The organism is Nitrosophilus kaiyonis (assembly GCF_027943725.1).
Lineage (GTDB): Bacteria > Campylobacterota > Campylobacteria > Campylobacterales > Nitratiruptoraceae > Nitrosophilus_A > Nitrosophilus_A kaiyonis.
Window position 1 is genome coordinate 1,700,154 of record NZ_AP025696.1, and the last position, 24,998, is coordinate 1,725,151.

The window sequence follows — 24,998 nt, forward strand, 5'->3', positions numbered from 1 at the left end:
CTTTTTCACTTTTTAAATCTTAAATCATACATCCATTACCAATATACTAATAACTAATTTTATATTTCTTAAAGTCATAATTTTATCATAACTTAAACGAAACTCATGTAAAATCAGCCTCAAAAAAACTGTTAAAGGATATGATTTGAGAACAGATTTCTGTGCTGAATTAAATGAAGAAGATACTGGCAAAGAGGTTGTTCTTTGTGGATGGGCCAATAGCTATCGTGATCATGGTGGTGTAATATTTATTGACTTAAGAGATAAAACTGGAATTATTCAACTTGTATGTGATCCTGCAGATAGTCCAGAAGCTCATAAAATTGCTACTGAAGTTAGAGATGAATATGTTTTAATAGCTAAAGGAAAAGTAAGACTAAGAGGCGAAGGTTTAGAAAATCCAAAACTAAAAACCGGGAAAATAGAAGTAGTTGTTGATGAACTAAAAATAGAAAATAGAAGTGAACCGACACCTTTTGTTATTGGTGATGAAAATGTTAATGAAGAGATAAGATTAAAATATAGATATTTAGATCTTAGAACAAAAAAAGCTTATGAAACTTTTAGACTCAGAAGTAAAGCTGCAATTGCGGCAAGAAACTTTTTAGATGCAAATGGTTTTTTAGAAGTTGAAACACCTATACTTACAAAATCTACTCCTGAAGGCGCAAGGGATTATCTAGTTCCAAGTAGATTATATCCTGGAGAGTTTTATGCACTTCCACAATCTCCACAGCTTTTTAAGCAGCTTTTGATGGTAAGTGGTTTTGATAGATATTTTCAGATTGCAAAATGTTTTAGAGATGAGGATTTAAGAGCAGATAGACAGCCAGAATTTACTCAAATAGATGTTGAGATGAGTTTTTGCACTGAAGATGATGTGATAAATATAGCTGAAGGATTGATAAAAACGATATTTGCTGCATGCGGAATAAATATAAAAACTCCATTTAAAAGAATGCCTTATACTGAAGCTATGGAAAACTATGGAACTGATAAACCAGATTTAAGATTTGATTTAAAACTTGTTGATGTTATTGATATCTTTGAAAATACAAATTTAAAAGTTTTTAGAGAGATTGCACAATTTAAAAAATTAAATCGTATAAAAGCTCTTCCAGTACCAGGGGGAGAAAAACTAACAAGAAAAGAGATAGATTCACTAACAGAATTTGTTGCTAAATTTGGTGCTAAAGGCCTTGCTTGGGTAAAAGTAAAAGAGAATAATGAGCTTCAAGGACCTATTGTAAAATTTTTAAGTGATGAAGAAAAAAATGCTCTTATTGAAAGATGCAATGTAAAAAATGGAGATTTGATATTTTTTGGAGCTGGAAGTAAAAGAGTAGTTTTAGATTATATGGGAAGATTAAGAGATAGATTGGGTGATATGCTAGGCTTAAAAGATCCAAATGTATATGAATTTTTATGGGTTGTAGATTTTCCTATGTTTGAAATTGAAGAAGGGCACGTAAAAGTTAAAGCTCTTCATCATCCATTTACAATGCCAAAAAATATAGATGAAGAAGAGATTGAAGATATGACAAGCCAAGCTTATGATATGGTTGTTAATGGAGTTGAGTTAGGTGGTGGAAGTATAAGGATACATAAAACAGAAATTCAAAAGAAAGTATTTGAAATTCTTGGCATAACCCAGGAAGAAGCAGAAGAAAAATTTGGATTTTTACTAGAAGCTTTAAAATTTGGTGCACCTCCACATGGGGGATTTGCTATAGGTTTTGATAGACTTATAATGCTTTTAACAAAAAAAGATAATATTAGAGATGTTATAGCTTTTCCAAAAACGCAAAAAGCACAATGTTTATTAACAAATGCACCAAGTAAAGTAGAGCCAGATCAATTAAAAGAGTTACATATAAGAGTTAGAGAACCAAAAAAAGTATGAGATTAATAGACGCAAAAAGTGGTGATATTGTAAAAATTGTTGGTTTTGAAGGTGAATGTGACGAATTTAAATGTAGATTATCAGCCATGGGTTTTATGATAGGTGATATAATAAAAGTATTAAACAAAGGTTTTTTTGGACCAATACAAATAGAAGCAAATGGTGCAAAAATAGCTCTTTGCAGGGGACAAGCACAAAAAATACTTGTTAAAAAAGTTGAGTAGTTAAGTAATTGAGGGGTTGAGTAGTTAAGTGGTTTTTATTTCATTACTACTCAACTATTTTAACCACTAAATAATAACAACTCAACCAATTTAACTTTTTTAACTAATATAACCAAACGAGGAGAAAACAATGAAAAAGCTTTTTTTAATTATTGGAGCACCTGGTAGTGGAAAAACTACAGATGCTGAAATTATTGCAAAAAGAAATTCTGATAAATTTGCTCACTATTCTACAGGTGAGCTTCTTAGAGAAGAGGTAAAAAAAGGAACTGCTCTTGGAGCAACAATTGCTAGTTATGTTGACAATGGGAAACTTGTTCCTTTAGATATTGTAATTGATACCATTGTTAATGCCATTAAAAATAGCGATAAAGAAGTTATTATTATAGATGGTTTTCCTAGAAGCGTTGAACAGATGAAAGCTCTTGATGAAATACTTTCAAAAAATCCTGATATTAAACTTGAATCTGTAATTGAAGTAGTTGTAAGTGAAGATGTAGCAAGAGAGAGAGTTTTAGGTAGAGCAAGAGGTGCTGATGATAATGTTGAAGTTTTTAATAATAGAATGAAAGTTTATTTAGAACCATTAGGGGAAATTGAAAAATTTTATGAAGAGAAAGGATTACTAAAAAAAATTAATGGTGAAAGAACTATCGAAGAGATAGTTGATGAGATGGAAGAGTTTATAAAGAGTAAAATTGGTTAATTGGTATATTGGTTATTAGTTATTGGTAAAAAGTTAAATATCTAATATACCAATACACAAATAACCAATTACCATTGTTAAAGGAGTTGCGTGTCAATAAAAAATCCAAACTTCTATCTTGTGATAATAGGTACTGAAATATTAAATGGACGAAGAGAGGATAAACATTTTAAATTTGTAAGAGATGAACTTTTAAAAAGAGGTTGGGAATTAACAGCAACTTTTATAATAAATGATAATCCTAGTTTAATAGAAAAAACTTTTAGACTTATTAAAGATGATCCTAAAAGTGTAATGTTTAGTTTTGGTGGAATTGGTGCAACTCCAGATGATTTAACAAGAGAGATTGCTGCTAAAGTTTTTAGAAACTCTCAAATGGAAGAGAATAGTAAAGCAAAAGAGCTAATAATTGAACAGTTCAAAGAAAAAGCATATCCATATAGAATAAATATGGCAAAATTGCCTAAAAATGCAAAACTATTACCAAATCCAGTAAATAAAGTCCCAGGATTTTATCTTGATGAAAGATACTTTTTTGTTCCTGGTTTTCCTCAAATGTCTCATTTTATGATTAAGTATGCTCTTGATAAGTATTATCCAAAAAATAGTGAAAAATATAGATATACTATATGTGTTGAAGCAAGTGAAAATGATTTAATGGATATTATGAAAAAAATACCAAAAGATGTTGAATTTTCTTCACTTCCTTCTATAGAAGAAGGACAATACAAAGATGTTATCTCTATAGCTTCATATAGTAATGATGAAGCAAAAAATTGGATTGAATTTTTTATAAAAGAGGTTGAGAAAAAAGGCTTTAAATATAAAAAAGGCAAAAATTGCATATAGTCAATCTTCTAATCACTCTTGATCTTCCATATGTAAAGAGTAAAAAAGGTAGAAGAAAAATTATAAACTCTATAAAAGAGAGATTATCAAAGCATAATCTATCAATTTTAGATATTTCAAGTGAATATCCAAAAGAGGCAGAAATTGCTATTGCTTTTTTATCTTTAAGTGAAATAGATGCTAAGAAAAAAATTCAAACTATAGAAAAAATTTTAGATAGATATTTTAGTGATGTCGAATACTCCATCTCTTATGAAATTTTATAGTTTATATATTTAATTTGACTTCTTACTATTTTCCAAATAAAATTTAAAATATTAAAAATATCTACTAAAAAAAGGAAAATAAATGGCTTATATAAATTTACCAGAATTTGAAGAGATGACACCTTCTATTCAAGAAAAAGCAAGACCAATTTTAGAAAAAACTGGAACATTGGGAGAAATTTTTAAGCTTTTAGCAATTGATGAAAATATTTATAATGCTACAGACACAATGGTACAAAACTATCTTTTAAAACAAACTCATCTTCCATACTATATTAAAGAAGCAATTGCTCTTTTAATATCAAAAGAGAATAGTTGTAAAATGTGTGTGGATGTACATAAAAATATCGCAAAAATGTTAGGTCTTACACAGGAACAAATTGATGAGATTTTATCCGGTATAGAAGCAATGCATACAGATGATAAAACAAAAGCTTTACTAAATTTTTGTATAAGGGCTTCAAAAAAAGACAACTATAAAATGACAAAAGAAGATATTGAAAATATAAAAAATTTTGGCTGGAGTGATGTAGAGATTGTTGAAGCAGTAGCCATAACAGGTTACTTTAATTACATAAATACACTTTCTAATGTATTTGGACTAGGCAAAGATTAAAGTTTATATGTTGTGAAAAAATCTATATATAATCTTAAATAAAAGAAAAATTTAATATAATTGCAGCAAATTTTATGTCAGGAGAAAAAAATGAATATAGAAAAAATTGGACATGGTGAAAATCCAGATAAAGTGCATGCTCTTATTGAAATTCCTTATGGATCAAATATAAAATATGAATTGGATAAAGAAAGTGGTGCAATTTGGGTAGATAGAGTAATGTATAGTGCAATGTACTATCCTGCAAATTATGGATTTGTTCCAAATACTCTTGCAGCAGATGGAGATCCTGCAGATATACTTGTTTTAAATGAATACCCTTTGATGCCAGGAAGCGTAATAAAATGTAGACTTATAGGTGTTCTAATCATGGAAGATGAAAGTGGAATGGATGAAAAACTAATAGCCGTTCCTGTAAGTAAAGTTGATCCTTCTTATGATAACATCAAATCTATTGAAGATTTACCAAAACATACTTTGGATAAAATCAAAAACTTTTTTGAAACATATAAAATTCTTGAGCCAAATAAATGGGTAAAAGTTAAAGAGTATAAAGGAAAAGAGGAAGCTCAAAAAATCCTTCAAGAAGCTATCGATAATTATAAATAATTTTTATGGCAATAGATTTTTCTATTGCCAATTAATAAAAATATCTTTAAAGCCTACTGATTGTGAATAAAATAGTTATCAATCCCATCAGCTATACCTTTTGCTAAAAGTTTTTGATATAAAGGATTAAAAATTCTTTTAGCTTCAGTAGGATTTGTGATATATCCAACTTCTACTAAAATAGAAGGCATTTGAGCACCTACAAGTACCCAAAATGGCCCTTCCCTAACACCACCATCAACGACATTTTTATATCTTTTTTTAAGATTATATAAAATTCCTTTTTGTACATCTATCGCAAGCTTATTTGAAGCAACAATCTTCTCTCTATTTAAAAAGTTCAAAAAAGTTTGCTTTGAATAGTAACTCATGGAAGATAAATCTGCCCTGTTTTCAAGAGCAGCAACTTTTTTAGCTCTTTGACTTCTTGCAGGGGATAGAAAAAAAGTCTCCACTCCTTTCATACTTAAATATCTACTTTTTTTAGGTGCAGCATTAGCATGAATTGATATAAATATATCTGCAAATCTTCTGTTTGCATATTTTGTTCTATTTCTCAAAGGAATAAAATAGTCTTTAGTTCTTGTTAGATAAACTTTATAGCCTCTCTTTTTTAACTCTTTGTATAACTTTTTAGCTATTTGTAAAACTGCATCTTTTTCTTTTTTTCTTTTATATCCAATAGCACCTGAGTCCTTTCCACCATGTCCTGGATCTATTACTATAGTTTTAGTTATTGGATAAAATTTTTTATATACACTTTTTTTAATGACACTACTTTTTTTATTAACTTTTTGGATTTTGTTAATTGTTGATATATTTTTATTTAATTTATTATCAAATGCAATTTTTAATACATTTTTATCTATTTTATAAAAAATATCTACTTTTTTACTATTTTCAAAAACTAGTCTAATTATATCTTTATCAAATTGAGCTATCTTGAGTCTATCCACACTTCTTAATTTATATACTCTTTTTGAGTATGGCCAAACTCCTTTAATATCAAAAACCTTTTTATAAACCTTTTTATTTTTGTAATTTAAATCAAAACTTTTTATATCTTTTGTATTTATTGAATATAAGAAAACAAAATCTATTTCACCTTTTTTTAAACTTATATTTTTAAGTATATTTTTTTTAGCTTTATCAATTTTTATGTTTCTTTTATTTATACGATTATTTAAGCTTTCTTTTTTAATTGTTTTTGGAATTATTGAGTAAAGCTCCTTTTCGTAATCTTTATAATCAAAACCAAGCTTTTTAGAGCTTTTAATAAGCCCTTTTAAGGCCTCTTTTTTTAGATTTAGATCTGATTCTAGAATTGATCGTATATAAAGAGTTTTAAATTTATTATAAGATTTTAAAATATTTTCTTTTTTTGAAGATTGAAGAAGTCTATTTGCATCATCAAGCATAGGATTTTGCGATGCAAATAAAGAGACAAAAAGAAGGGTAAGAAAAATTAATCTTTTAATTTTATTCCCCTTCTACAAGTTTTTTCATCAACTCTTTAACAGAAATAAGTTTATCCAATTTGTAACCATTAGCACCGCTAAAAAATAGACCAAGCTCTTTATCACCCATATATGCATCACTTAATCTATCAGCAATACAATAACCTACCTGTTTTGCTTCTATACCTCTTTGACATGGAGCAACACAGTTACTTATACATTTTATTGCTGGTCCCTCTCTTTTTTCAACAAGATTAACGAGATTTGTTCTAATTCCACGAGCCGGATATCCAACTGGAGATTTTAAAAGCAAAATATCCTCTTTTTTTGCATTTAATAAAATCTCTTTAAAATTATCATGCGCATCACACTCAAATGTTCCTATAAATCTTGTACCCATTTGTACACCAGCAGCCCCAAGTTTTAAAAATTTAACTATATCATTATGATCCCAAATTCCGCCAGCTGCAATAACTGGTATGTCTCCCCAATTTTTAGCTTCTTCTATAACTTGAGGAACAATATTTTCTAATCTATACTCATCCATAAAACACTGCTCATATGTAAATCCTTGATGTCCTCCACTAAGTGGCCCCTCTACTATAACTGCATCAGGAACTCTTTTATATCTTTTTTCCCATCTTTTACATATAATTTTTAGTGCTTTTGCACTTGATACTATTGGAACAAGTGCTACATCACTAAAACCTTCGGTAAATTCTGGCATATTAGTAGGAAGCCCTGCTCCAGTAATGATTATATTTGCTCCAGCTTCACAAGAATCTCTTACAACTCTTCCATAATCATTTATCGCATACAATACATTACATCCAAGTGGAGCATCACCACAAATCTTTCTTGCATTTTCAAATATTTTAAAAAGGGCTTTTTTTGAATAAAAATTTTCTGTCTCAAGTGGCCTTCCATTTATATCTTTTTCAATATATTTTTTGTTTTCATAATACCCTGTTCCAACTGAACTAACAACCCCAAGACCACCCTCTTTTGACACAGTCCCAGCTAATCTATCCCAGCTTATACCTACACCCATTCCACCTTGAATAATTGGATATTTTATCTCATATTTACCTATTTTTAAACTTGCTAATTTCACTTTTTAACCTTTAATTTTGCAAATTTTCTTTTTCCAACCTGTAAAATATATTCTCCAGGTTCTAAATGAAAATCTTTATCATTTATTTTTTCTTTGTTTACCTTAACGGCTCCTGCTTGAATATCTCTTCTTGCTTGCGATGTTGAAGGCTCAATGCCACATTCCACTAACGCTTTTGCAATCCATATTGGACCTACTACTTCATATTCTTCAATCTCTGTTGGAATCTCTTTTTGTTTATGAACTTTATCAAACTCCTCTTTTGCTCTTTTGGCTTCTTCGTCTCCATGAAATCTAGCAGTAATTTCAGCTGCTAGAAGCTCTTTGGCATATTTTGGATGAACTTTTCCGGTTCTTACTCCCTCTTGCAATACCTCTATCTCTTCTAATGTTTTAGAACTTAAAAGCTCATAATATCTCCACATAAGTTCATCAGAGATACTCATTATTTTAGCAAACATTGTATTAGCATCTTCTGTTACGCCAATATAATTGCCTAAAGATTTACTCATTTTTTGAACACCATCCAGACCTTCTAAAATTGGCATCATTATAACTGCTTGCTCTTTTCCTATTCCATAACTTCTTTGAAGTTGTCTACCCATCAAAAGATTAAATTTTTGATCAGTGCCGCCTATTTCAATATCGCTTTTCAAATAAACACTATCATATCCCTGAAGAAGTGGATAAATAAATTCACTAATTGCTATTGGTTTTCCAGCTTTATATCTTTTTTCAAAATCATCTCTTTCCAACATTCTTGCAACACTAACTAAAGTTGTTAACTCCACTAGTCCATGAGCACCAAGTTTTTCAATCCAATGAGAATTAAATAATACATGTGTTTTATCTGGATCTAATATCTTAAAAACCTGTTCTTCATAGCTTTTTGCATTTTTTAAAACAGTTTGAGGATCTAGTTTTTTTCTTGTTTCGCTTTTTCCTGTTGGATCCCCAATAGTTGCAGTAAAATCACCTATAATAAATTGTACTATTGCTCCATATTTTTGAAAAGTTGCTAACTTTTGAAGTAAAACCGTATGTCCAAGATGTAAATCTGGAGCTGTAGGGTCAAATCCTGCCTTTACATAATAGTGTTTACCATTTTCAAAATAATCTTTTAATAATTTTTCAATTCTTTCTTTATCTATTATCTCTGCAGTTCCTCTTTCTATTTCAGCCAAAGCTTCTTTTATCATATTTTCCCCTATTTTAATATTTTGTATTAATCATCGAACAAGCAAAAAATCTTAAATTTCACAGCTTTTCTTCACTGCTTCACAGCTTCTTAACTTCATCCCTATCTCTTATATGCATCATCACTACCAGTAATCTCAATAACTTTCACTTTAGATTCAAGTTTTTTTCTTAAAAGCTCGCTATTTGAAATATCAGTTTCAATTTCAAGCTCACAAATATTACTATATTCTATATTTCTACCAAGTTCAATTGAGATAATATTAATATCAAGTTTTGCCAAATATCCCAAAAATGAGGCTAAAGCTCCCTTTTTATTTTGAAGTGATACTAAAAGTTTATATTTTGGCAATCTGCTTCTAGACCACTCTATAAAAAGCATAGGCTCGCCACTGTTTATTAATTCTGCTGCATGCTCACATAATTTATGATGAATTATAGCAAAATTATTTTTTCTAAAAGCAACTATCTCATCGCCCATTTTAGGATTACAACAGTAATCAAATTCAACCCTATTAATATTAAAACTTGAATATATCACAAAATTATCAAAAATCTGCTCTTTTAATTTTATATTTCTTCCACCAATAAAAGGTAAAATCTTTTTTTCTTTTCTTAAATCAGCTAAAAATCTATTTTTTATCTCTTTAAAAAAATTAATATCAATCGGAACTTTATAGATTGAATTTTTTAAATTATTCTTTTCAACCCATTTTTCAATCTCTTCTTTTGATACTCTTAACTCACTAGATAAAATATTAATAGCACTTTTAGAATTTATCTCTTTAATTTTTTGTTTGCAAGCTTGCCTCATCTGCTCTTTTGCTTTAGAAGTTTTCACTGCATCAATCCAACTACATCTAAGTATAGGCTTTTCTGAAGTAATAATTTTAACAATATCACCATTTTTAAGCTCTGTTAATAGAGTACTTTTTTGTTTATTTATATAAACCTCTTTTGCTCTATTTCCTATATCGGTATGAACTGCATATGCAAAATCTAAAGCAACAGCACCTCTTGGTAGCGTAAATATATCGCCTTTTGGAGAAAATACAGATATATCTTCGCTATAAAGATCATTTTTAACAAGTTCCATAAACTCTTCAATATTTTCATTTTGAAACTGAAGATTTTCAAGCCATTTTAAATTTATATTATTTGCCCCAATTTTATATTTCCAGTGAGCAGCCACTCCATATTCTGCAGTTTTGTGCATATCATAAGTTCTAATTTGAACTTCAAAAATTGAGGTATTATCAAAAACTGTAGTATGAATTGTTTGATAACCATTTTCTTTTGGAATAGCAACATAATCTTTAAATCTCATGATAAGTGGTTTAAAATTTAAATGAATAGCTCCAAGAGCTTTGTAGCAGTCTATTTTATGTTTTACCAAAACTCTAATAGCAAGTAAATCTAATACTTCTTCGATAGAGATACCTTTTCTTTGCATTTTTAAATAGATTGAATAGTAATGCTTTATTCTGCTTATAATATTAAAATCATTTGCTCTAAATCCATTTTTTACTAATACTTTTTTTACATCATCTATAAAATTATTCAATTTTATCTGTAACTCTTGCTTATGTGATTGTATAAAATCATCAATCTTTTTATATTCATTAGGAAAAATATAATAAAAACTTAAATCCTCTAAAAGATTTTTCAAAAAAGATATACCAAGTCTATGAGCTATTGGAGCATAAACTACTAAAGTCTCTTCAGCTATTCTTTTTTGCTTATTTATAGGTAAAGCATCTAAAGTTAGCATATTATGAAGTCTATCACAAAGTTTTATAACTAAAACTCTTACATCTTTTATTGAAGCAATAAGAATCTTTCTAAAACTCATTGCAGAAGTTATCAGTTTTTCATTAATATATGAAGGAATTAAGCTTTTATCTCTAATTTCTACAATTTTTGTCAAACCTTCAACAAGATTTGCGACATCTTTTCCAAAATTTTTATATATCTCTTCGATTGTAATCGGTGTATCTTCAACCACATCATGCAAAAGAGCTGCTATTACCATTGTTTCGTCATGAGAAATATATCCAACTATAGAGGCAACAAGAATTGGATGAACCACATAGGGTTCACCACTTTTTCTAAATTGATTTTCGTGAGCTTTTATTGCAAAATTTAATGCATATTCAACTTTTGGATCTTTTTTTACAACACTAAATAGTATCTCTTTTGATTTTTCTAAATCTTTGCACTCTTTTATTTTTTCTATAAATTTTTTCATACAATTTCAAATTACTCTTTTTCCATTTCTATTTTTATTAAACCTTCTGCAATCTCCATAATTGCAATATCGGTATATTTATATTTTTTCACATCAATATCAATTAAAGGCTCAGAACCATTTGCAAGCTCATTTGCTCTTTTTGCAACTACAACAGATAATAGATATCTATCAAAATTTACTCTCTCTAATGCTTTAGCAGCAATTTTTTCAAGTCTCATTAAATCTCCTTTTTATTTAGATAAGTAGTTAAAAAAATTAAATTGGATAAGTTGTTAATATTTATTGAGTGGCTAAAATGGTTAAAATAGTTGAGTAGCAATGAAATAAAAACCACTTAACTACTCATCCACTCAACTATTTGTCACAATTGATGCCTTTGAGAAATCGCCATTTATAATATTTAATAAGTTATCTTTTTCAAACATATTACAAACAACTATTGGAAGCTTATTATCCTTTGCAAGAGCAATTGCTGTATCATCCATAACTTTAATATTATCTTGCATAGCTTCCTCATAAGTCAATCTATCAAGCTTTTTTGCATCAGGATAAATTTTAGGGTCTTTATCATAAACACCGTTTACTTTTGTAGCTTTAATAATCATATCTGCACCAATCTCTATAGCTCTTAAGGTAGCAGCTGTATCAGTTGTAAAGAAAGGATTACCTGTTCCAGCTGCAAATATAACAACTCTTCCTTTTTCAAGATGCCTAATAGCTCTTCTTACTATGAAAGGTTCACAAATCTCTTCCATTTTAATTGCACTTTGAACTCTGACTTTAATACCAAAATATTCTAAAGCCTCTTGCAGTGCAACTGCATTGATTACAGTAGCAAGCATACCCATATAATCGCCAGAAGATCTTTTTATAATACCCTCTTTTGAAGCAGTAACTCCTCTAATGATATTACCGCCACCTACTACTAAACCTACTTCAATACCCTCTTCTACAAGCATTTTTATTTCAGTGGCAATAAATTTTAAAATAGAAGTGTCAATACCATATCCATTTTCCGAAGACAGAGCTTCGCCTGAAAATTTTACTAAAACTCTTTTTCCCATCATTTCCCTCTATTTTTAATTTAAAATTTTACTTAAAATCTTATAACAAAACAATTAGAAAAAGAATTTAAACTCATCTTACCTTAATTAAATCAAGTGGATTTATGTGATATCTGTTTTTTGTAACTTCAAACGTAAGTTTTGAATTAACCCTTCCTATAACATACCCTTTTTTAACTTTTTTTCCTTTTTTTATAGTTGGAGCAATTTTGTCAATATGGGCATAAATAGTATATAAACCGTTTTTATGTTTTATAATGATAACATTATTTAAATGTGGAGTCTTTTTGGCTAAAACAACCCTTCCGTTTAATACATTTTTAACTTTTGCATTTTGTTTTAAAGGCTTTAATTCAATTGATTCATTAAAAATTTTTATATTATAAATTGGGTCAATATAACTTCCATACTTTTTCACTATAACAAATCTATCTAAAGGTGGTATAGTTTTTGGTCCTTTGTATCTTAAAGTTTTTGCTCTGAGATAAGATTTACCTATAGTTTTTACTTTTATTTTTGAAGATTTGTTATCTTTTAATGAAACTTTTTCACTTTTTAAAATTTGTAATTTATTTAATGTTTCTCGTAAGCTTTTTTGCTCTTTAAGAAGATTTTCAATTGCCTCTTTATATTTTCTTTTTTTATAGCTTAAGAGTTTTAGAGATTCTTTTTTATTTTTTTTAAGTTTTTCATACTCTTTTCTTTTTTTATCAAGATTCTCAATCTCATTTTGAAGATATTGTAATTTTTTTAATTCACTATCAGCAATTTTTTTGGTTTCTATAAATTTAGAATTTAGCATTTTAATTTTTTGTTTTTCAGATTTTTTTAATGCTTTTAATATCTCTTCATTTATAATATCTTCAGTAGTTAAATTTTGGCTTTTTTCTAATATAAGAGATTTAGAGAAATATTTTGCTATCAAAATTGTTAGTTTTTCTTTTATTTCATTCTGTTTTTTTAAAAGACTTGATTCATTTTCTTTTATATTTTTTATTTTCTCTTTACTAATTTTATAAAATTCCTCTTTCTCTTTTAGCTCATCTTGAAGCTTTTTTAATTTTTTATCAATATTTTTAAGAGCTTTTCTTGTTTTTTCAATATCTTTGGCTATTTTTTCTAATTTTAAATTTAAACCTCTTAAACTTTTCTCTTTTCTATAAAGTTGCTGCTTAGAATAGTATATCTTTCTTTCCAAATCATTTTTAGCAAATAAAAAAGTAACAAAAATGATTAAAAACCCTATATATCTCATTCTTGAATTTGCCTTGTCGAAACTACCAATACACTAAAAAAAGTTATAATTAAACCGATACCGCCTAAGATAAGACAATCTTTTATGATTTCTTCAAAATTTAATAATATATGCAAATAGCTAAATATATTTTTTAAAATATCAGAATTTAAAAAATAGTAATAGATCCCAATTAAAAATAGTGTAGCAATAAAAGTATCAACTATAGCAAGCCTAAATAAAACTCCGCTTCTCATCCAAAAAGGAGCACCAAAAAGTTCCATGATATACATTCTTTCTTTATGCTCAAAATGCCAAACTTTTATCTGTTTTAAAATAAGTAAAACACTTATAATTGAAACGATAATTAAAAATATTTTAGATATCTGTTTTGAAATCATTAAAAGATTATATATTTTTGAATGAGTTTTCGAAAATGTTTCAACTCTTTTTATGCCAGGTATTACTTTTAGTCTTGATTTAATCCATTCTAATTCACTAGTTGAAGGAAAGTGATTTAAATAAATTTGATAAAATTTAGGTAAAAACATCTTTAATGTCTCTAAATCTAATGAAATATCTTCCTCTTTAATTTTTTTTATCATATCATCAGGTTTTATTTCTACAATTTTTGAAATATTCAAATATTTTTCAATATCATCTTTTTTTAAATTTTTATCTGAAACTATTAAAATAGTATAATCATTTTTAAGATTTATTTCATACTGTTTTATAACTCTATCGAGAATTAAATAAAATTCTATTGCAAAAAAAATTGCAAACAATGGAATTATAAGAGATAAATGATTTTTAAGAGATTTCATAAAGTATCCCATCCTCAATGTGAAAATGTTTAAAGTTGATATGAATATTTGTTGGAATATGGTGTGTAACGACTAAAACTGTAGCTTTTAACTGCTCTTTGGCAGCAATTAAAAGATTCCAAATAATATTTGAAGAGTATTCGTCAAGATTTCCTGTTGGCTCATCTGCAAGAATTATAATAGGATTGTGTGCAAGTGCTCTAGCAATTGCAACTCTTTGTTGCTCTCCTCCACTTAATTCATATGGATATTTAAAAGCTTTATTAGATAATTTCACATGCCTTAAAAGTCTTTTAGTCTGAGTTTCACAAACATCTTTTGAATGCCCTGCAATTAAAAGAGGTAGCATAACATTTTTTTTAACTGTCCACTCATTAATCAATTTATAATCTTGAAAAATTATACCTAGATTTTGTCTTAATCTTATAAGAAATTTTCTTTTTATGTTATTTATTTTTATGCCACCAATTTCTAAAATACCACTTTGTGGCTGCAGAGCACCATATAGCGATTTTATTAATGTGGATTTTCCACTTCCACTTGGTCCTGTAACAAATACAAAACTTTGACTCTCTATTGAAAAACTACTCTCTTTTATAATAGGTTCATCTTTTTTATACCCAAGTGTTAAATTTTTCGCTTTTATGATTTTACTTCCCATTTAGTATCTCTTCTATTTTTTTATGTGCTTTTATATTTCCTCTCGATAATACAGGCTTTTTAGGAAAATATTCAATTTTATTTTTTGTAATTAATAGATATTTATGCTCCGGCCTATCAAAATTTCCAAATGATATCTTAATCAAATATCTATCACTATCTATTTGATATAATTTTTCAAAATGTACAAAAAAATCATCAAATACTTTTGGTTTTGTATCAAAATTTTTTACAATATTTTCAAGATTATATTCTTTTTTAAATTCAAAATCAAAATCAATTTTTAAGGGCTCGGATTTTTCAATATTTATCATTCTGATATCATAAATATCTTTATTAAGTCTTAACCATCTATCTTCATATTTACTTACAATTGGTGGTTCTATATTTTTAGTAACTTCTAGTTTTACTTTTTTTTGTTCCAAAAATAGTTCTAAAGAGTAATCAAAATAGTTTTTACTATCTGTTCTAAGTTCTAAAACTCCATCTAATTTTAGTACCCTTTTAGCTTCCTCAATAAATTTTTTCGATATCACTCTTCTATGAGGTTTTTTATCCCAAGGAACCGGAAAATGTACAAATATTTTTCCAACTATATTTGATGGAACAAATTCCAAAAATAGTCTCGCATCATAATCGATAACATATATATTTCTCAATTTTTGGATCTCTATCTGTTTAAGTACCTGCTCTATTGAAGGTTTGTGTATTTCAATTCCAATAAACATAATATCTGGATTTTGTTTAGCTTGATAAAGAAGATGCCTTCCGCTGCCAAATCCTATCTCTATCCAAACTTCTTTATTTTTTGGAAATGATTTTTCAAAAAAATCTATCGTTTTTAAAAACTCTTCGCTTTTTTTTAAATGTTTTTCATCAATATTGGAAATATTACTTCTTATAATCTCGCATTTAGCTAATTCACAAAAATTAACAATAGCTTTTTTTATAATCGTAGAAGGAGATATTCTAGTAGTTTTATCACTTTTAATTACTATTTCACTGTTTTTATCTTTTATCGAAAGTAAAAATTTATGGTTTTCATATTCTACAGCTACTAACTCCTCTTTTGCATTTTTTAAAGGTTTTGCAAACCATAAAAAATTAAATTTATCTTTTTGAATTGGAGTATTGAATTTTTTATAATTTTTTACAACTATATGAGGCATAATCTACTTTTTAATATTAACTTCAATCTTTTCAGAAGGTTTTGAAACAATTCCAAATTTATCCACTGAATATACGGTATATATATATTTTACTCCTGGAACAATCGATCTATCAATAAAGCTATTAGTCTTAATATTTGTATACTTATACTCTTTTGTATCTAAAATATTTTGTTTCTCTTTTTTTAACACTATATAACTTACAGCTCTATCATCTGATTTTCTCCATTTTATAACTACACCATCAGGTGTAATATTTGTTGAAACTATAATGGGTGCTTGAGGTTTTGGTAAAGTTGTACCCATAACAGGTATATCTTGTTTAAAACTTTCTAATCCATCTTTATCAACAGCAGTTACTTTATAAAATCTTTTTACTCCATCTTCACCTATTAAATCAACATATTTTGTTCCTTTTACTTTAGCATGCACAATAATAAATCCATAAGAAAAAGGACTTCTATAAATATTATAATGATCTATATCTGGTTCGCTATTTGGCTCCCAAGTCAATACTATTTTCTTGGGTAAATCCTTAGTAGCTTTTAACCCTTTAACCATTTTTGGTCTAGGCTTTGTAAAAGCTTTAACTACTTTGCTAGGTGATGATACAATTCCATCAAAAGTTCTAACTCTAATTCTATAAAAATATATATGATTATCTTTAAGATTTTTATCTATATATTCTGCTTGAAGTCTATTTTTTACTACAGCTATCTCTTTCCATTCAGGATTATCCTGTTCACTTCTTTCAATAATATATTCTTTTACCCTAGGGTTTGGATGAGGCCTCCAAATAATTTTAACCCTTCTTGGTAAATGGCTAATTGCTTCAATAAAACTAACAGATTCTATCAGAGGCAGAGTTTTTACTTTTATAGTATCGCTTGGAAATGATTCATTTCCTTTATCATCATATGTTGACATTTTATAAAAATATGTAGTATTTGGCTTTAATTCTTTATCAACATAGTGTGAACTGAATCTATCCTCAATAACAGCAACTCTTTTTAATTTTGAACCACTTTCACCTCTATATAGATAATAACCTTTTACTCTTTCATTATAAACAGGGTCCCACTCAAAAGCTACTGAAGTAATATCAGCTATTACTCTAATTTGCTCAACTTTTGGAAGAGTCGGATCAATTTTTGATTTTTGTGATAATCCAGGATGTTTTGCACATCCACTAAGAAACAAAATCAAAAAGCTTATCAAACCTATCAGGTAATATTTTCTCATCTATTTTCTCCCAATCAAATCTCTTTTTTAAAAAATCTCTCATATCCTTTGGTAAAGGCGCAACAAATCTCAAACTTTTTTTTGTTGTTGGATGCTCTAGATAAAGTATATAAGCATGTAAAAATACTCTATCTATTTTAACATTTTTGCTCTTAAAACCATATAAACTATCACCTAATATATGCCTTCCTATTGAACTCAAATGCACCCTGATCTGATGTGTTCTGCCTGTAAAAAGTTTTGCACCGATTAGTTCAAATTTTCCATCAAAGCTTGTCTGAATTTTGCAAAATGCTGTTTTTGCATATTTCCCACCAGGTACAATAGCCATTTTTAATCTATTTTTTGGATTTCTATAAATTGGCTTTTCAACGATTACATTCTCTTTTAAAGGTGGCTCAATTATTGCAAGATAATATCTCCCCATAGTTTTATTTTGAAGCTGCTTTGATAAATTTTCATGAGATTGATTATTTTTTGCTATAACCATTACTCCACTTGTTTCCTTATCGAGTCTATGAACTATTCCATGTCTCTCTTCCCCTGCCAATGTTGAAAGAGAAATGCCATGTTTTTTAAGCCAATCAACCACAGTGGCTTCTTTAACACTAGGGGCAGGATGAACTGTTATCCCACTTGGCTTATTAATAACTAAAATATCATCATCTTCATAAAGTATCTCTATATCAAAATCTACTTTATGCCCCTCTTTTTTTTCTGCTTGCAAAAAACATACTTCAATTTCATCATATAATTTAACTTTTATCCCACCCTTTTTAGCAATTTTTCCATTTATTTTTACCAGTCCTTTTTTAACTAGTGACTCTATCTGATTTCTTGATACTTCAAGTTTTTTTGATATATATTTATCAAGTCTTTCATTTTCATCTACAATATATTTTTCACACTTTTCCAAAATTCAGCCTTTATTGGTATAATTTACAAAAAAAATTAGGTTCATTATGAAATTTTTGATAGATAGAAGAATAATAACACATTTTGATTTTATTTTGATATTTTTAATTATTCCAATAGTTGCAATATCTTTCTATCTTATATCTGAAATTGACCCACTTCTTTCAAAAAAACAAACCATATATATTTTAGTTGGAATTGGTGCATTTGTTACATTTTTTTTAACACCTTTAAGGGAATATAAATGGCTTATTCCTACTATATATTGGATAAATATAGCTCTTTTAGTTGCAGTGGATATCTTTGGTGTTAGCAAACTTGGTGCTAAAAGATGGCTTGAACTTCCATTTTTGCATTTTACACTTCAACCATCTGAAATCTTTAAACCAGCATTTATTTTAATGTTAGCATATATAATTCAAGAAAATCCTCCACCAAAAAACGGATACGGTTTAAAAGATTTTTTAAAAATCTCTTTTTTTATAATACTTCCATTTATATTAATAGCAAAAGAGCCAGATCTAGGAACTGCTTTAATTTTACTAATAATAGGCTATGGTGTACTTTTTGTTGTTGGAGTAAATTGGAAAATTTGGATAAGTATTGTAATAATTTTATCTCTTTTTATTCCAATTTCATATAAATATCTACTTCACGATTATCAGAAAAAAAGAATTCACGATTTTCTAAGTGAAAAACCAAGTTATCATGTACAACAATCAATAATTGCAATTGGTTCTGGAGGATTGACTGGTAAAGAAAAAAATGAAGCTACACAAACACAACTAAAATTTTTACCTATCGCTTCAAGTGATTTTATTTTTGCTTATTTTGTTGAAAGATTTGGATTTTTTGGTGCTTTTTTATTAGTTTTTATATATGGCTTACTTATCATTCATATATTGAGCTTAAATTATAAACTACAAGGAGATTTTTTTACTCAAGTTGTAGCTACAAGTATAGCACTACTTCTTTTTACTTATATGAGTGTTAATATAGCAATGACGATGGGCTTTGCTCCTGTTGTGGGAGTACCACTTCCTCTTTTTAGTTATGGCGGAAGTAGTTTTGTTAATTTTATGATACTTTTTGGTATTTTAGAGCATCTACTTGCATTTCGTTTTAATTTTTTGTATAATTCCAGCCGTACTTAAAATGAGTTCAAAAAATATTCAACGGGCTCGTAGCTCAGTTGGTTAGAGCAACCGGCTCATAACCGGTTGGTCGCAGGTTCGAGTCCTGCCGAGCCCACCATATATTCTCAATTTGATTCAAACTATTCACAAATTAAATACAAATAAAATTTTAAGTTATTCTTTCCTTCGATTTTAAGAAATACCTATCTTGAAGCACAAACATAAGTTACATCTTTTAAAACTTTTGCCCAATGTGGAGTATTTGGAGGAGAAATTAATCTATCTCCAGGACCTAATAAAAATTCTGCTTCATCATTACCGATAACTATCTCTCCATCAACAACCCATCTAATCTCTTCATATGGATGAGTGTGAGTTGGATAAAAAGTCTCTTTTTTATCTTCCCAAACAAAAATATTAAAATAGTCCTCTTTTTTCAAAATCTTTTTTATTTTCTCAATATCTGTTATACTACTTTTTTCATATCTCATCTTAAAAATTCATTTCCACAATTTTTGCAAAACCAGTTAGGTGCATCTATACTTCTTGCGATTCCTCCAATTTTTATCTCTTGCTTTTTCTCTTTTTCTAAAATTTCTTCATCTACAATATATCCATAAATTATTGGTATAACATATCTATTTGTTTTACAATATCTACATCTTGGTCTAAAACTTTTTCTTCTACTGTTTCTTTTAGATGGCTGTTCCCAAGAAAATTTCTTATCTTTCATACTACTTTTTTAAAATTTTTCTATTTAATAATCTATTTAATTAATTATACAAAATTTTTTTAAGATTTTTTAAGTTTTTGGTATAATAAATAAAAAAATTAGGAGCTAAAAAAATAAAAAAAGATTTCTTAAAATTTTATAACAATTTCAAAAGAGATGAGATAGAAAAAGCTATTGAATTTTATTCAGTCTTTAGTGGAATAGAAGATATTATTCAAATTGACTTCCAAAAAGAGCTTCTGCCTCAAATTGAAGAAAAAATCTTAAAAAATATAGATTTTATCAATGAAAAAATAATATATAAAAATAGTAATGAATCTAAAAAAATATTAAGCCATTTAGCTATAGGTGATAGAAAAATAAACAGCGCATTAAAAAAAGCAAATATCAATGAATCTAAAGGTAAAAATATAATCTCTAATTTAATAGATTTAAAATTGATAAAAAAAGAGTATTCAAGAGAAAATCTTCCTAAAAAACAGCCAAAACAAAAACTCAAAAAAAATTTGAGAAAATATCGAATCTCTCATAAAATAAAATTTGAAAAACCTTTTTTTAGATTTTGGTTTAGATATATTGAACCTAATTTAAAAGATTTAAAAGAAAAAAATTTTACTAAAATAATGACTATAATTGAGAAAGATTTTGACAATTATGTAAGTCTCACTTATGAAGAGCTTTCAAATGAGATTATAAAAGATAAATTTAAAAATTTTATAACAAGTGGTAGCTATTGGGATAGAAAAGTAGAACTTGATATTTTAGCCTCACTAGAAAATGGCGAAATTATTGTTGGTGAATGTAAATGGAAAAATAGTAAAATATGTAAAAAAACTTTAACATCTCTTCAGAAAAAATGTAAAATCGCTCAAATTGATGTAAATTATTATGCTCTTTTTTCAAAAAGTGGTTTTAGTAATGAGCTTTTAAAAAATAAAGAGAAAAATATTTTACTATTTGACCTTGAAGATTTAAAAGAGTGGGCAGGAAGAGAGGCTCCTTATAAAAAGAAAGAAAAAGTTCCATACTCTTTTGAATTTTAAATTTAGGTTAGTAAGGTAAGTGTGTTGAGTAAGGTAAGTAGATAATTGTAATTTGCTATTTCACTGCTTTACAGCTTACCTACTTACCATACTCACCTCACTCGCCCTACTCACATTAGACCATTATGCTACGCATATTCCTTCAATTTTTGACAACTCTTTGACTAAATCGCTATTTACATAAACATTCGATTCAATCTCAACCTCTTGAAGTTTTGAAGATATTATAAGTTTTAATGGTCTTCTACCTGGATGATTTTGTGCGAGTCTATATAGCTCTTCAAGCAAATAAACTTCATGAGAAAGATTTAATTTTATTATTAATGGCTCCTCTTGCTTTTCTTCTATTTTAGTATCTACTTTTTCTTTTTTTGCCTCTTCTAAACTCATAATCTTATCACATCTTATTCTTGTAAAATCTCCATCTTTTGTAACATATGTCTTAAATGCAATAGGCCTATCAAGATCCATTTTTTCAAGCTCTTCCAATTTATCGCTAAAAAGCATAAGCTCAATATTTCCATGTAAATCCATAATATTTACAATGCCAAATTTATTGCCCTTTTTACTTATTTTTGTTTTGATCTCTTCAACTTTTCCAACAAACAGAGCTTCGCTTTGATCAGCAATATTTTCTAAATCGCTAGATAGTGTATATTTTATCTTTTCGAGTTCATCTCTAAAATTATCAAGTGGATGACCTGATACATAAAAACCAAGAGTCTCTTTTTCAAGTTCAAGTATCGTTTTTAAATCAAATTCTCCAAGATCTTCTAGCTCAATTTTTATAGCTGTCATCTCCTCCATATCACCAAACAAAGAGTTCTCAGCCATCTTTTTAGCTCTTGCTATCTCATGAGTAGTCTCAACAATTTTTTCAATATTATGAAGCAAAGTTTTTCTACTATATCCAAAACTATCTAAACTTCCAGATTTTATTAATGATTCTAAAACTTTTTTGTTTACTTTTGTTGGATCGATTTTATGCAAAAAGTCATCAAAATCTTTAAAATTTTCTTCCTTTCTTGCTTCAAGTATGGATTCTATCGCACTCTCACCAACTCCTTTTATAGCTCCAAGACCAAATAAAATCACATCTTCACCATCAATTTTTGTGGCACTAAATTCTAAAGATGATTTTTTAATATCTGGTGGTAATAATTTAATTTTTAGTCTTTTTACCTCATCTACATATTTGACTATCTTATCTGTGTTATCTTGTTCACTTGTTAAAAGTGCAGCCATAAACTCTTGTGGATAATAGGCTTTTAAAAAAGCCGTTTGAAAAGTGATCATTGCATAAGCAGCTGAGTGGGATTTGTTAAATCCATATCCAGCAAATTTTTCTATCAATTCAAATAGAGTCTCACTTTTTTTAGAATCAAACCCTCTCTCGCTTGCTCTTTTTACAAACTCTTTTTTGTATTCCTCCATTATATCTTTTTTCTTTTTACCCATTGCACGACGGATGATATCTGCTTCTCCAAGTGAAAAACCGCCAATTATTTGAACTATCTGCATAACCTGTTCTTGATAAACAATCATCCCATATGTAGGCTCTAAAGTCTCTTTTAACTCATCAAAACTTACCTCTTCAAAAGGATAATATATCTTTTTTCTACCATGCTTTCTTTCGATAAAATCTTCAAGCATTCCTGATTCCATAGGACCTGGACGATAAAGCGCCAAAACAGCAATAATATCTTCAAAAGTTGTAGGTTTTAATCTTGCATTTAACCTTTGCATACCTTGAGACTCTATCTGAAATAGTCCTAAAGTATGCCCGCTTTGAATAAGTTCATATACCTTTTTATCATTAATATCTACTTTATTCCAATCAATCTTTTTGCCATATCTTTTTTCAACAAGTTTTAATGCATTATCAATAACTGTTAATGTTTTAAGTCCCAAAAAGTCAAATTTAATTAAATCTACATCTTCTAAGAAGTTTAATGAGTATTGAGTAACTAAAGTATCTTCACCGCTTGGCTTATATAAAGGAGTCTTATTCCATAACTCTTCATTGCTTATAACAACACCAGCTGCATGCATACCCGCATTTCTTTTTAATCCTTCAAGAGCAAGGGCAAATTTCCAAACCCTCGCAGCAAGTGGATTTTCTTCAATAAGCTCTTTTATTTTTGGCTCTTGCTCATATGCTTTTTGCAAAGTAATACCAAGCTGGTCTGGAATGAGCTTTGCCATTTTGTCAGCTTCATTATAGCTCATTCCCAGAACCCTTGCTACATCTCTAATGACACCTTTTGCCAACAATGAGCCAAATGTTATAACTTGAGCAACATTAAATCTACCATATCTCTCAACAACATAATCGATAATCTCCCCTCTTCTATCCTGACAAAAATCCATATCAATGTCTGGCATACTAACACGCTCAGGATTTAAAAATCTCTCAAATAGCAGATTATATTTTAAAGGGTCAATATCTGTTATTTTTAAAGCATAAGCTACTAAACTACCAGCTGCACTACCACGTCCCGGCCCAACTGGAATGCCCCTTTCTTTTGCTACTCTTACAAAATCCCAAACAATAAGCATATAACCAGGAAATTTCATTTTATTAATGATATTTATCTCATGTTCTAATCTATTCCAATATTTTTCATGCTCATCTTTTGGAACATTTTTTAGTCTCTCTTTTAGCCCTTTTTTACACTCATATTCAAATAGAACCTCATCGTTTTTAAAACTATAAATGCTATCTTCAGGAAGCTCTAATCCCTCTTTCTTTGCATACTCTTTTGTAAATTTAAAATTTGGAGGTGTTGGATTTCCAAGATCAAGCTCTAAATTACACTTATCTACAATCTCTTGCGTATTTTCTAAGGCTTCAGGAATATCAGCATATAAAGCAGCCATCTCCTCAGGAGATTTTAGATAAAACTCATGAACTGAGTGCCTTAATCTATTTGGATCATCATAAAGTTTGTTCATAGCTATACACATAAATGCTTCATGGGCATCTGCATCATCTTGTTCAAGATAGTGGGTATCGTTAGTTGCTACTATTTTTATACCAGTTTCCAAAGATAGCTTTATTATTTGTTCATCTATATATTGTTGGTCATGTATACCATGTCTCATCAGTTCAAGATAAAAATCATCGCCAAATATCTCTTTATACTCAAGGGCAATCTCTTTGGCAATCTCATAGCCTTTTGCCCCAAATTTTATATTTCTTTCACTGTTTAAATTTAGATGCCAATTTACCTCACCCTGCAGACATGCACTTGTGCATATAAGACCTTCACTATGCTCTTTGAGAAGTTTTTTATTTATTCTTGGATAGTAATAAAAACCATTAATATAGCTTTGGGAGCTAAGATACATTAAATTTTTATATCCAATCTCATTTTTTGCAAAAAGACATAGGTGAAATCTCTGCTTTGTAGATTTGTCTCCTAAATCTTCTTGATTATGAAGATATGCTTCAATTCCTATTATTGGCTTTATACCTTCGCTTTTCATAGCTTTATAAAAATCTATAGCCCCAAACATATTTCCATGATCTGTGATAGCAACGCTATCCATACCAAGCTCTTTGCACTTTTTTGCAAGAGCTTTTATCTTATTAGCACCATCTAAAAGAGAATATTCTGTATGAAGATGCAGGTGAGTAAATTTTGGCTTCATAAAAATCCTTTGGATTTTTTATGCAATTATACTCTAATTAATTATATTAATCCTAAAAGAGAAAATGCAAGAATAAAAGGTGTAATTATAAAACCCACTTTCACTCGATCTAAAACTATAACTATAAATATT

At 28.4% G+C, this 24,998-nt stretch carries 24 protein-coding genes and 1 tRNA gene; 10 read left to right on the forward strand and 15 right to left on the reverse strand.

Translation table 11 applies throughout. The features are described 5' to 3' along the window. The first annotated feature begins 145 nt into the window (after positions 1-145). The 7 genes from aspS (at position 146) to ppa (ending at position 5,173) form a co-directional block, all read left to right on the forward strand. A complete protein-coding gene (aspS, locus tag QML81_RS08875; RefSeq protein WP_281951076.1) occupies positions 146-1,903 on the forward strand; it encodes an aspartate--tRNA ligase in 1,758 nt (585 codons plus the stop codon). Continuing rightward, positions 1,900-2,127 carry a FeoA family protein gene (locus QML81_RS08880; protein ID WP_281951077.1) on the forward strand — a complete coding sequence of 76 codons (228 nt, stop codon included), beginning with the start codon at positions 1,900-1,902 and terminating at the stop codon, positions 2,125-2,127. The genes aspS and QML81_RS08880 overlap by 4 nt, the downstream gene beginning before the upstream one ends. Positions 2,128-2,257: 130 nt before the next feature. Then, positions 2,258-2,833 (forward strand): adenylate kinase, encoded by a 576-nt coding sequence (locus QML81_RS08885; protein ID WP_281951078.1) that lies wholly within the window; start codon positions 2,258-2,260, stop codon positions 2,831-2,833. A gap of 90 nt (positions 2,834-2,923) precedes the next feature. After that, complete coding sequence (locus QML81_RS08890) at positions 2,924-3,682, forward strand: competence/damage-inducible protein A (protein ID WP_281951079.1); 759 nt, start codon at positions 2,924-2,926, stop codon at positions 3,680-3,682. Continuing rightward, positions 3,673-3,948 (forward strand): DUF503 family protein, encoded by a 276-nt coding sequence (locus QML81_RS08895; RefSeq protein ID WP_281951080.1) that lies wholly within the window; start codon positions 3,673-3,675, stop codon positions 3,946-3,948. The genes QML81_RS08890 and QML81_RS08895 overlap by 10 nt, the downstream gene beginning before the upstream one ends. An 82-nt stretch (positions 3,949-4,030) precedes the next feature. After that, on the forward strand, positions 4,031-4,564 hold the full coding sequence (locus tag QML81_RS08900) for a carboxymuconolactone decarboxylase family protein (protein ID WP_281951081.1): 534 nt from the start codon (positions 4,031-4,033) through the stop codon (positions 4,562-4,564). A 90-nt stretch (positions 4,565-4,654) separates the two neighbouring features. Continuing rightward, complete coding sequence (ppa, locus tag QML81_RS08905) at positions 4,655-5,173, forward strand: inorganic diphosphatase (protein ID WP_281951082.1); 519 nt, start codon at positions 4,655-4,657, stop codon at positions 5,171-5,173. A 53-nt stretch (positions 5,174-5,226) separates the two neighbouring features. Here ppa and QML81_RS08910 read toward each other — a convergent pair whose 3' ends face one another. The 12 genes from QML81_RS08910 to QML81_RS08965 form a co-directional block, all read right to left on the reverse strand. Next, positions 5,227-6,591 (reverse strand): N-acetylmuramoyl-L-alanine amidase family protein, encoded by a 1,365-nt coding sequence (locus tag QML81_RS08910; RefSeq protein ID WP_281951083.1) that lies wholly within the window; start codon positions 6,589-6,591, stop codon positions 5,227-5,229. Between the two features lie 61 nt (positions 6,592-6,652). Beyond that, positions 6,653-7,744, reverse strand: a complete 1,092-nt coding sequence (locus tag QML81_RS08915; RefSeq protein WP_281951084.1) for a nitronate monooxygenase — start codon at positions 7,742-7,744, stop codon at positions 6,653-6,655. After that, complete coding sequence (tyrS, locus tag QML81_RS08920; RefSeq protein WP_281951085.1) at positions 7,741-8,943, reverse strand: tyrosine--tRNA ligase; 1,203 nt, start codon at positions 8,941-8,943, stop codon at positions 7,741-7,743. Before tyrS ends, QML81_RS08915 begins: the two co-directional genes overlap by 4 nt. Positions 8,944-9,044: 101 nt before the next feature. Beyond that, positions 9,045-11,189 carry a RelA/SpoT family protein gene (locus tag QML81_RS08925; RefSeq protein WP_281951086.1) on the reverse strand — a complete coding sequence of 715 codons (2,145 nt, stop codon included), beginning with the start codon at positions 11,187-11,189 and terminating at the stop codon, positions 9,045-9,047. 11 nt (positions 11,190-11,200) lie between these two features. Next, positions 11,201-11,410, reverse strand: a complete 210-nt coding sequence (locus QML81_RS08930; protein ID WP_281951087.1) for a DNA-directed RNA polymerase subunit omega — start codon at positions 11,408-11,410, stop codon at positions 11,201-11,203. 132 nt (positions 11,411-11,542) lie between these two features. After that, positions 11,543-12,256 carry a UMP kinase gene (gene pyrH / locus QML81_RS08935; RefSeq protein ID WP_281951088.1) on the reverse strand — a complete coding sequence of 238 codons (714 nt, stop codon included), beginning with the start codon at positions 12,254-12,256 and terminating at the stop codon, positions 11,543-11,545. 73 nt (positions 12,257-12,329) lie between these two features. Further along, on the reverse strand, positions 12,330-13,511 hold the full coding sequence (locus QML81_RS08940; protein WP_281951089.1) for a murein hydrolase activator EnvC family protein: 1,182 nt from the start codon (positions 13,509-13,511) through the stop codon (positions 12,330-12,332). After that, positions 13,508-14,314, reverse strand: coding sequence for an FtsX-like permease family protein (locus tag QML81_RS08945; RefSeq protein ID WP_281951090.1), 807 nt, complete (start codon positions 14,312-14,314; stop codon positions 13,508-13,510). The genes QML81_RS08940 and QML81_RS08945 overlap by 4 nt, the downstream gene beginning before the upstream one ends. Continuing rightward, positions 14,301-14,975 carry a cell division ATP-binding protein FtsE gene (locus QML81_RS08950; RefSeq protein WP_281951091.1) on the reverse strand — a complete coding sequence of 225 codons (675 nt, stop codon included), beginning with the start codon at positions 14,973-14,975 and terminating at the stop codon, positions 14,301-14,303. The genes QML81_RS08945 and QML81_RS08950 overlap by 14 nt, the downstream gene beginning before the upstream one ends. Then, positions 14,965-16,143 carry a tRNA (guanosine(46)-N7)-methyltransferase TrmB gene (trmB, locus tag QML81_RS08955; RefSeq protein WP_281951092.1) on the reverse strand — a complete coding sequence of 393 codons (1,179 nt, stop codon included), beginning with the start codon at positions 16,141-16,143 and terminating at the stop codon, positions 14,965-14,967. Before trmB ends, QML81_RS08950 begins: the two co-directional genes overlap by 11 nt. A 3-nt stretch (positions 16,144-16,146) precedes the next feature. After that, a complete protein-coding gene (locus tag QML81_RS08960) occupies positions 16,147-17,385 on the reverse strand; it encodes a fibronectin type III domain-containing protein (RefSeq protein WP_281951093.1) in 1,239 nt (412 codons plus the stop codon). Next, positions 17,333-18,304 carry an RluA family pseudouridine synthase gene (locus QML81_RS08965; protein ID WP_425596326.1) on the reverse strand — a complete coding sequence of 324 codons (972 nt, stop codon included), beginning with the start codon at positions 18,302-18,304 and terminating at the stop codon, positions 17,333-17,335. Before QML81_RS08965 ends, QML81_RS08960 begins: the two co-directional genes overlap by 53 nt. A 43-nt stretch (positions 18,305-18,347) precedes the next feature. Here QML81_RS08965 and QML81_RS08970 point away from each other — a divergent pair, with 43 nt between their 5' ends. Both QML81_RS08970 and QML81_RS08975 read left to right on the forward strand, forming a co-directional pair. Next, positions 18,348-19,454: an FtsW/RodA/SpoVE family cell cycle protein gene (locus QML81_RS08970; RefSeq protein ID WP_281951095.1), complete on the forward strand. Its 1,107-nt coding sequence runs from the start codon at positions 18,348-18,350 to the stop codon at positions 19,452-19,454. Between the two features lie 23 nt (positions 19,455-19,477). Beyond that, positions 19,478-19,554, forward strand: a tRNA-Ile gene (locus tag QML81_RS08975). A gap of 85 nt (positions 19,555-19,639) precedes the next feature. Here QML81_RS08975 and QML81_RS08980 read toward each other — a convergent pair. Then, the gene (locus tag QML81_RS08980; protein WP_281951096.1) at positions 19,640-19,927 is read right to left on the reverse strand and encodes a cupin domain-containing protein; all 288 of its coding nucleotides are present in this window, start codon (positions 19,925-19,927) and stop codon (positions 19,640-19,642) included. Beyond that, a complete protein-coding gene (locus QML81_RS08985) occupies positions 19,924-20,169 on the reverse strand; it encodes a hypothetical protein (protein WP_281951097.1) in 246 nt (81 codons plus the stop codon). The genes QML81_RS08980 and QML81_RS08985 overlap by 4 nt, the downstream gene beginning before the upstream one ends. 437 nt (positions 20,170-20,606) lie before the next feature. Between QML81_RS08985 and QML81_RS08990 the strand changes: the two genes are divergently transcribed. Next, the gene (locus QML81_RS08990) at positions 20,607-21,212 is read left to right on the forward strand and encodes a DUF234 domain-containing protein (RefSeq protein ID WP_281951098.1); all 606 of its coding nucleotides are present in this window, start codon (positions 20,607-20,609) and stop codon (positions 21,210-21,212) included. A gap of 123 nt (positions 21,213-21,335) precedes the next feature. On the opposite strand, the gene dnaE is transcribed toward QML81_RS08990, so the two are convergent. Beyond that, entirely contained in the window at positions 21,336-24,866 is a 3,531-nt protein-coding gene (gene dnaE, locus QML81_RS08995) for a DNA polymerase III subunit alpha (protein WP_281951099.1), read from the reverse strand. Between the last annotated feature and the right edge of the window lie 132 nt (positions 24,867-24,998).

Excerpts from the sequence above, each read along its gene's own strand:
- QML81_RS08985 (WP_281951097.1), bottom strand. The coding sequence starts at position 20,169 with ATGAAAGATAAGAAATTTTCTTGGGAACAGCCATCTAAAAGAAACAGT.
- QML81_RS08925 (WP_281951086.1), bottom strand. The coding sequence starts at position 11,189 with ATGAAAAAATTTATAGAAAAAATAAAAGAGTGCAAAGATTTAGAAAAA.
- QML81_RS08930 (WP_281951087.1), bottom strand. The coding sequence starts at position 11,410 with ATGAGACTTGAAAAAATTGCTGCTAAAGCATTAGAGAGAGTAAATTTT.
- trmB (WP_281951092.1), bottom strand. The coding sequence starts at position 16,143 with ATGCCTCATATAGTTGTAAAAAATTATAAAAAATTCAATACTCCAATT.
- QML81_RS08880 (WP_281951077.1), top strand. The coding sequence starts at position 1,900 with ATGAGATTAATAGACGCAAAAAGTGGTGATATTGTAAAAATTGTTGGT.
- QML81_RS08900 (WP_281951081.1), top strand. The coding sequence starts at position 4,031 with ATGGCTTATATAAATTTACCAGAATTTGAAGAGATGACACCTTCTATT.
- tyrS (WP_281951085.1), bottom strand. The coding sequence starts at position 8,943 with ATGATAAAAGAAGCTTTGGCTGAAATAGAAAGAGGAACTGCAGAGATA.
- QML81_RS08885 (WP_281951078.1), top strand. The coding sequence starts at position 2,258 with ATGAAAAAGCTTTTTTTAATTATTGGAGCACCTGGTAGTGGAAAAACT.
- QML81_RS08960 (WP_281951093.1), bottom strand. The coding sequence starts at position 17,385 with ATGAGAAAATATTACCTGATAGGTTTGATAAGCTTTTTGATTTTGTTT.
- QML81_RS08940 (WP_281951089.1), bottom strand. The coding sequence starts at position 13,511 with ATGAGATATATAGGGTTTTTAATCATTTTTGTTACTTTTTTATTTGCT.
- ppa (WP_281951082.1), top strand. The coding sequence starts at position 4,655 with ATGAATATAGAAAAAATTGGACATGGTGAAAATCCAGATAAAGTGCAT.
- dnaE (WP_281951099.1), bottom strand. The coding sequence starts at position 24,866 with ATGAAGCCAAAATTTACTCACCTGCATCTTCATACAGAATATTCTCTT.
- pyrH (WP_281951088.1), bottom strand. The coding sequence starts at position 12,256 with ATGGGAAAAAGAGTTTTAGTAAAATTTTCAGGCGAAGCTCTGTCTTCG.
- QML81_RS08950 (WP_281951091.1), bottom strand. The coding sequence starts at position 14,975 with ATGGGAAGTAAAATCATAAAAGCGAAAAATTTAACACTTGGGTATAAA.
- QML81_RS08970 (WP_281951095.1), top strand. The coding sequence starts at position 18,348 with ATGAAATTTTTGATAGATAGAAGAATAATAACACATTTTGATTTTATT.
- QML81_RS08945 (WP_281951090.1), bottom strand. The coding sequence starts at position 14,314 with ATGAAATCTCTTAAAAATCATTTATCTCTTATAATTCCATTGTTTGCA.
- QML81_RS08980 (WP_281951096.1), bottom strand. The coding sequence starts at position 19,927 with ATGAGATATGAAAAAAGTAGTATAACAGATATTGAGAAAATAAAAAAG.
- QML81_RS08910 (WP_281951083.1), bottom strand. The coding sequence starts at position 6,591 with ATGCTTGATGATGCAAATAGACTTCTTCAATCTTCAAAAAAAGAAAAT.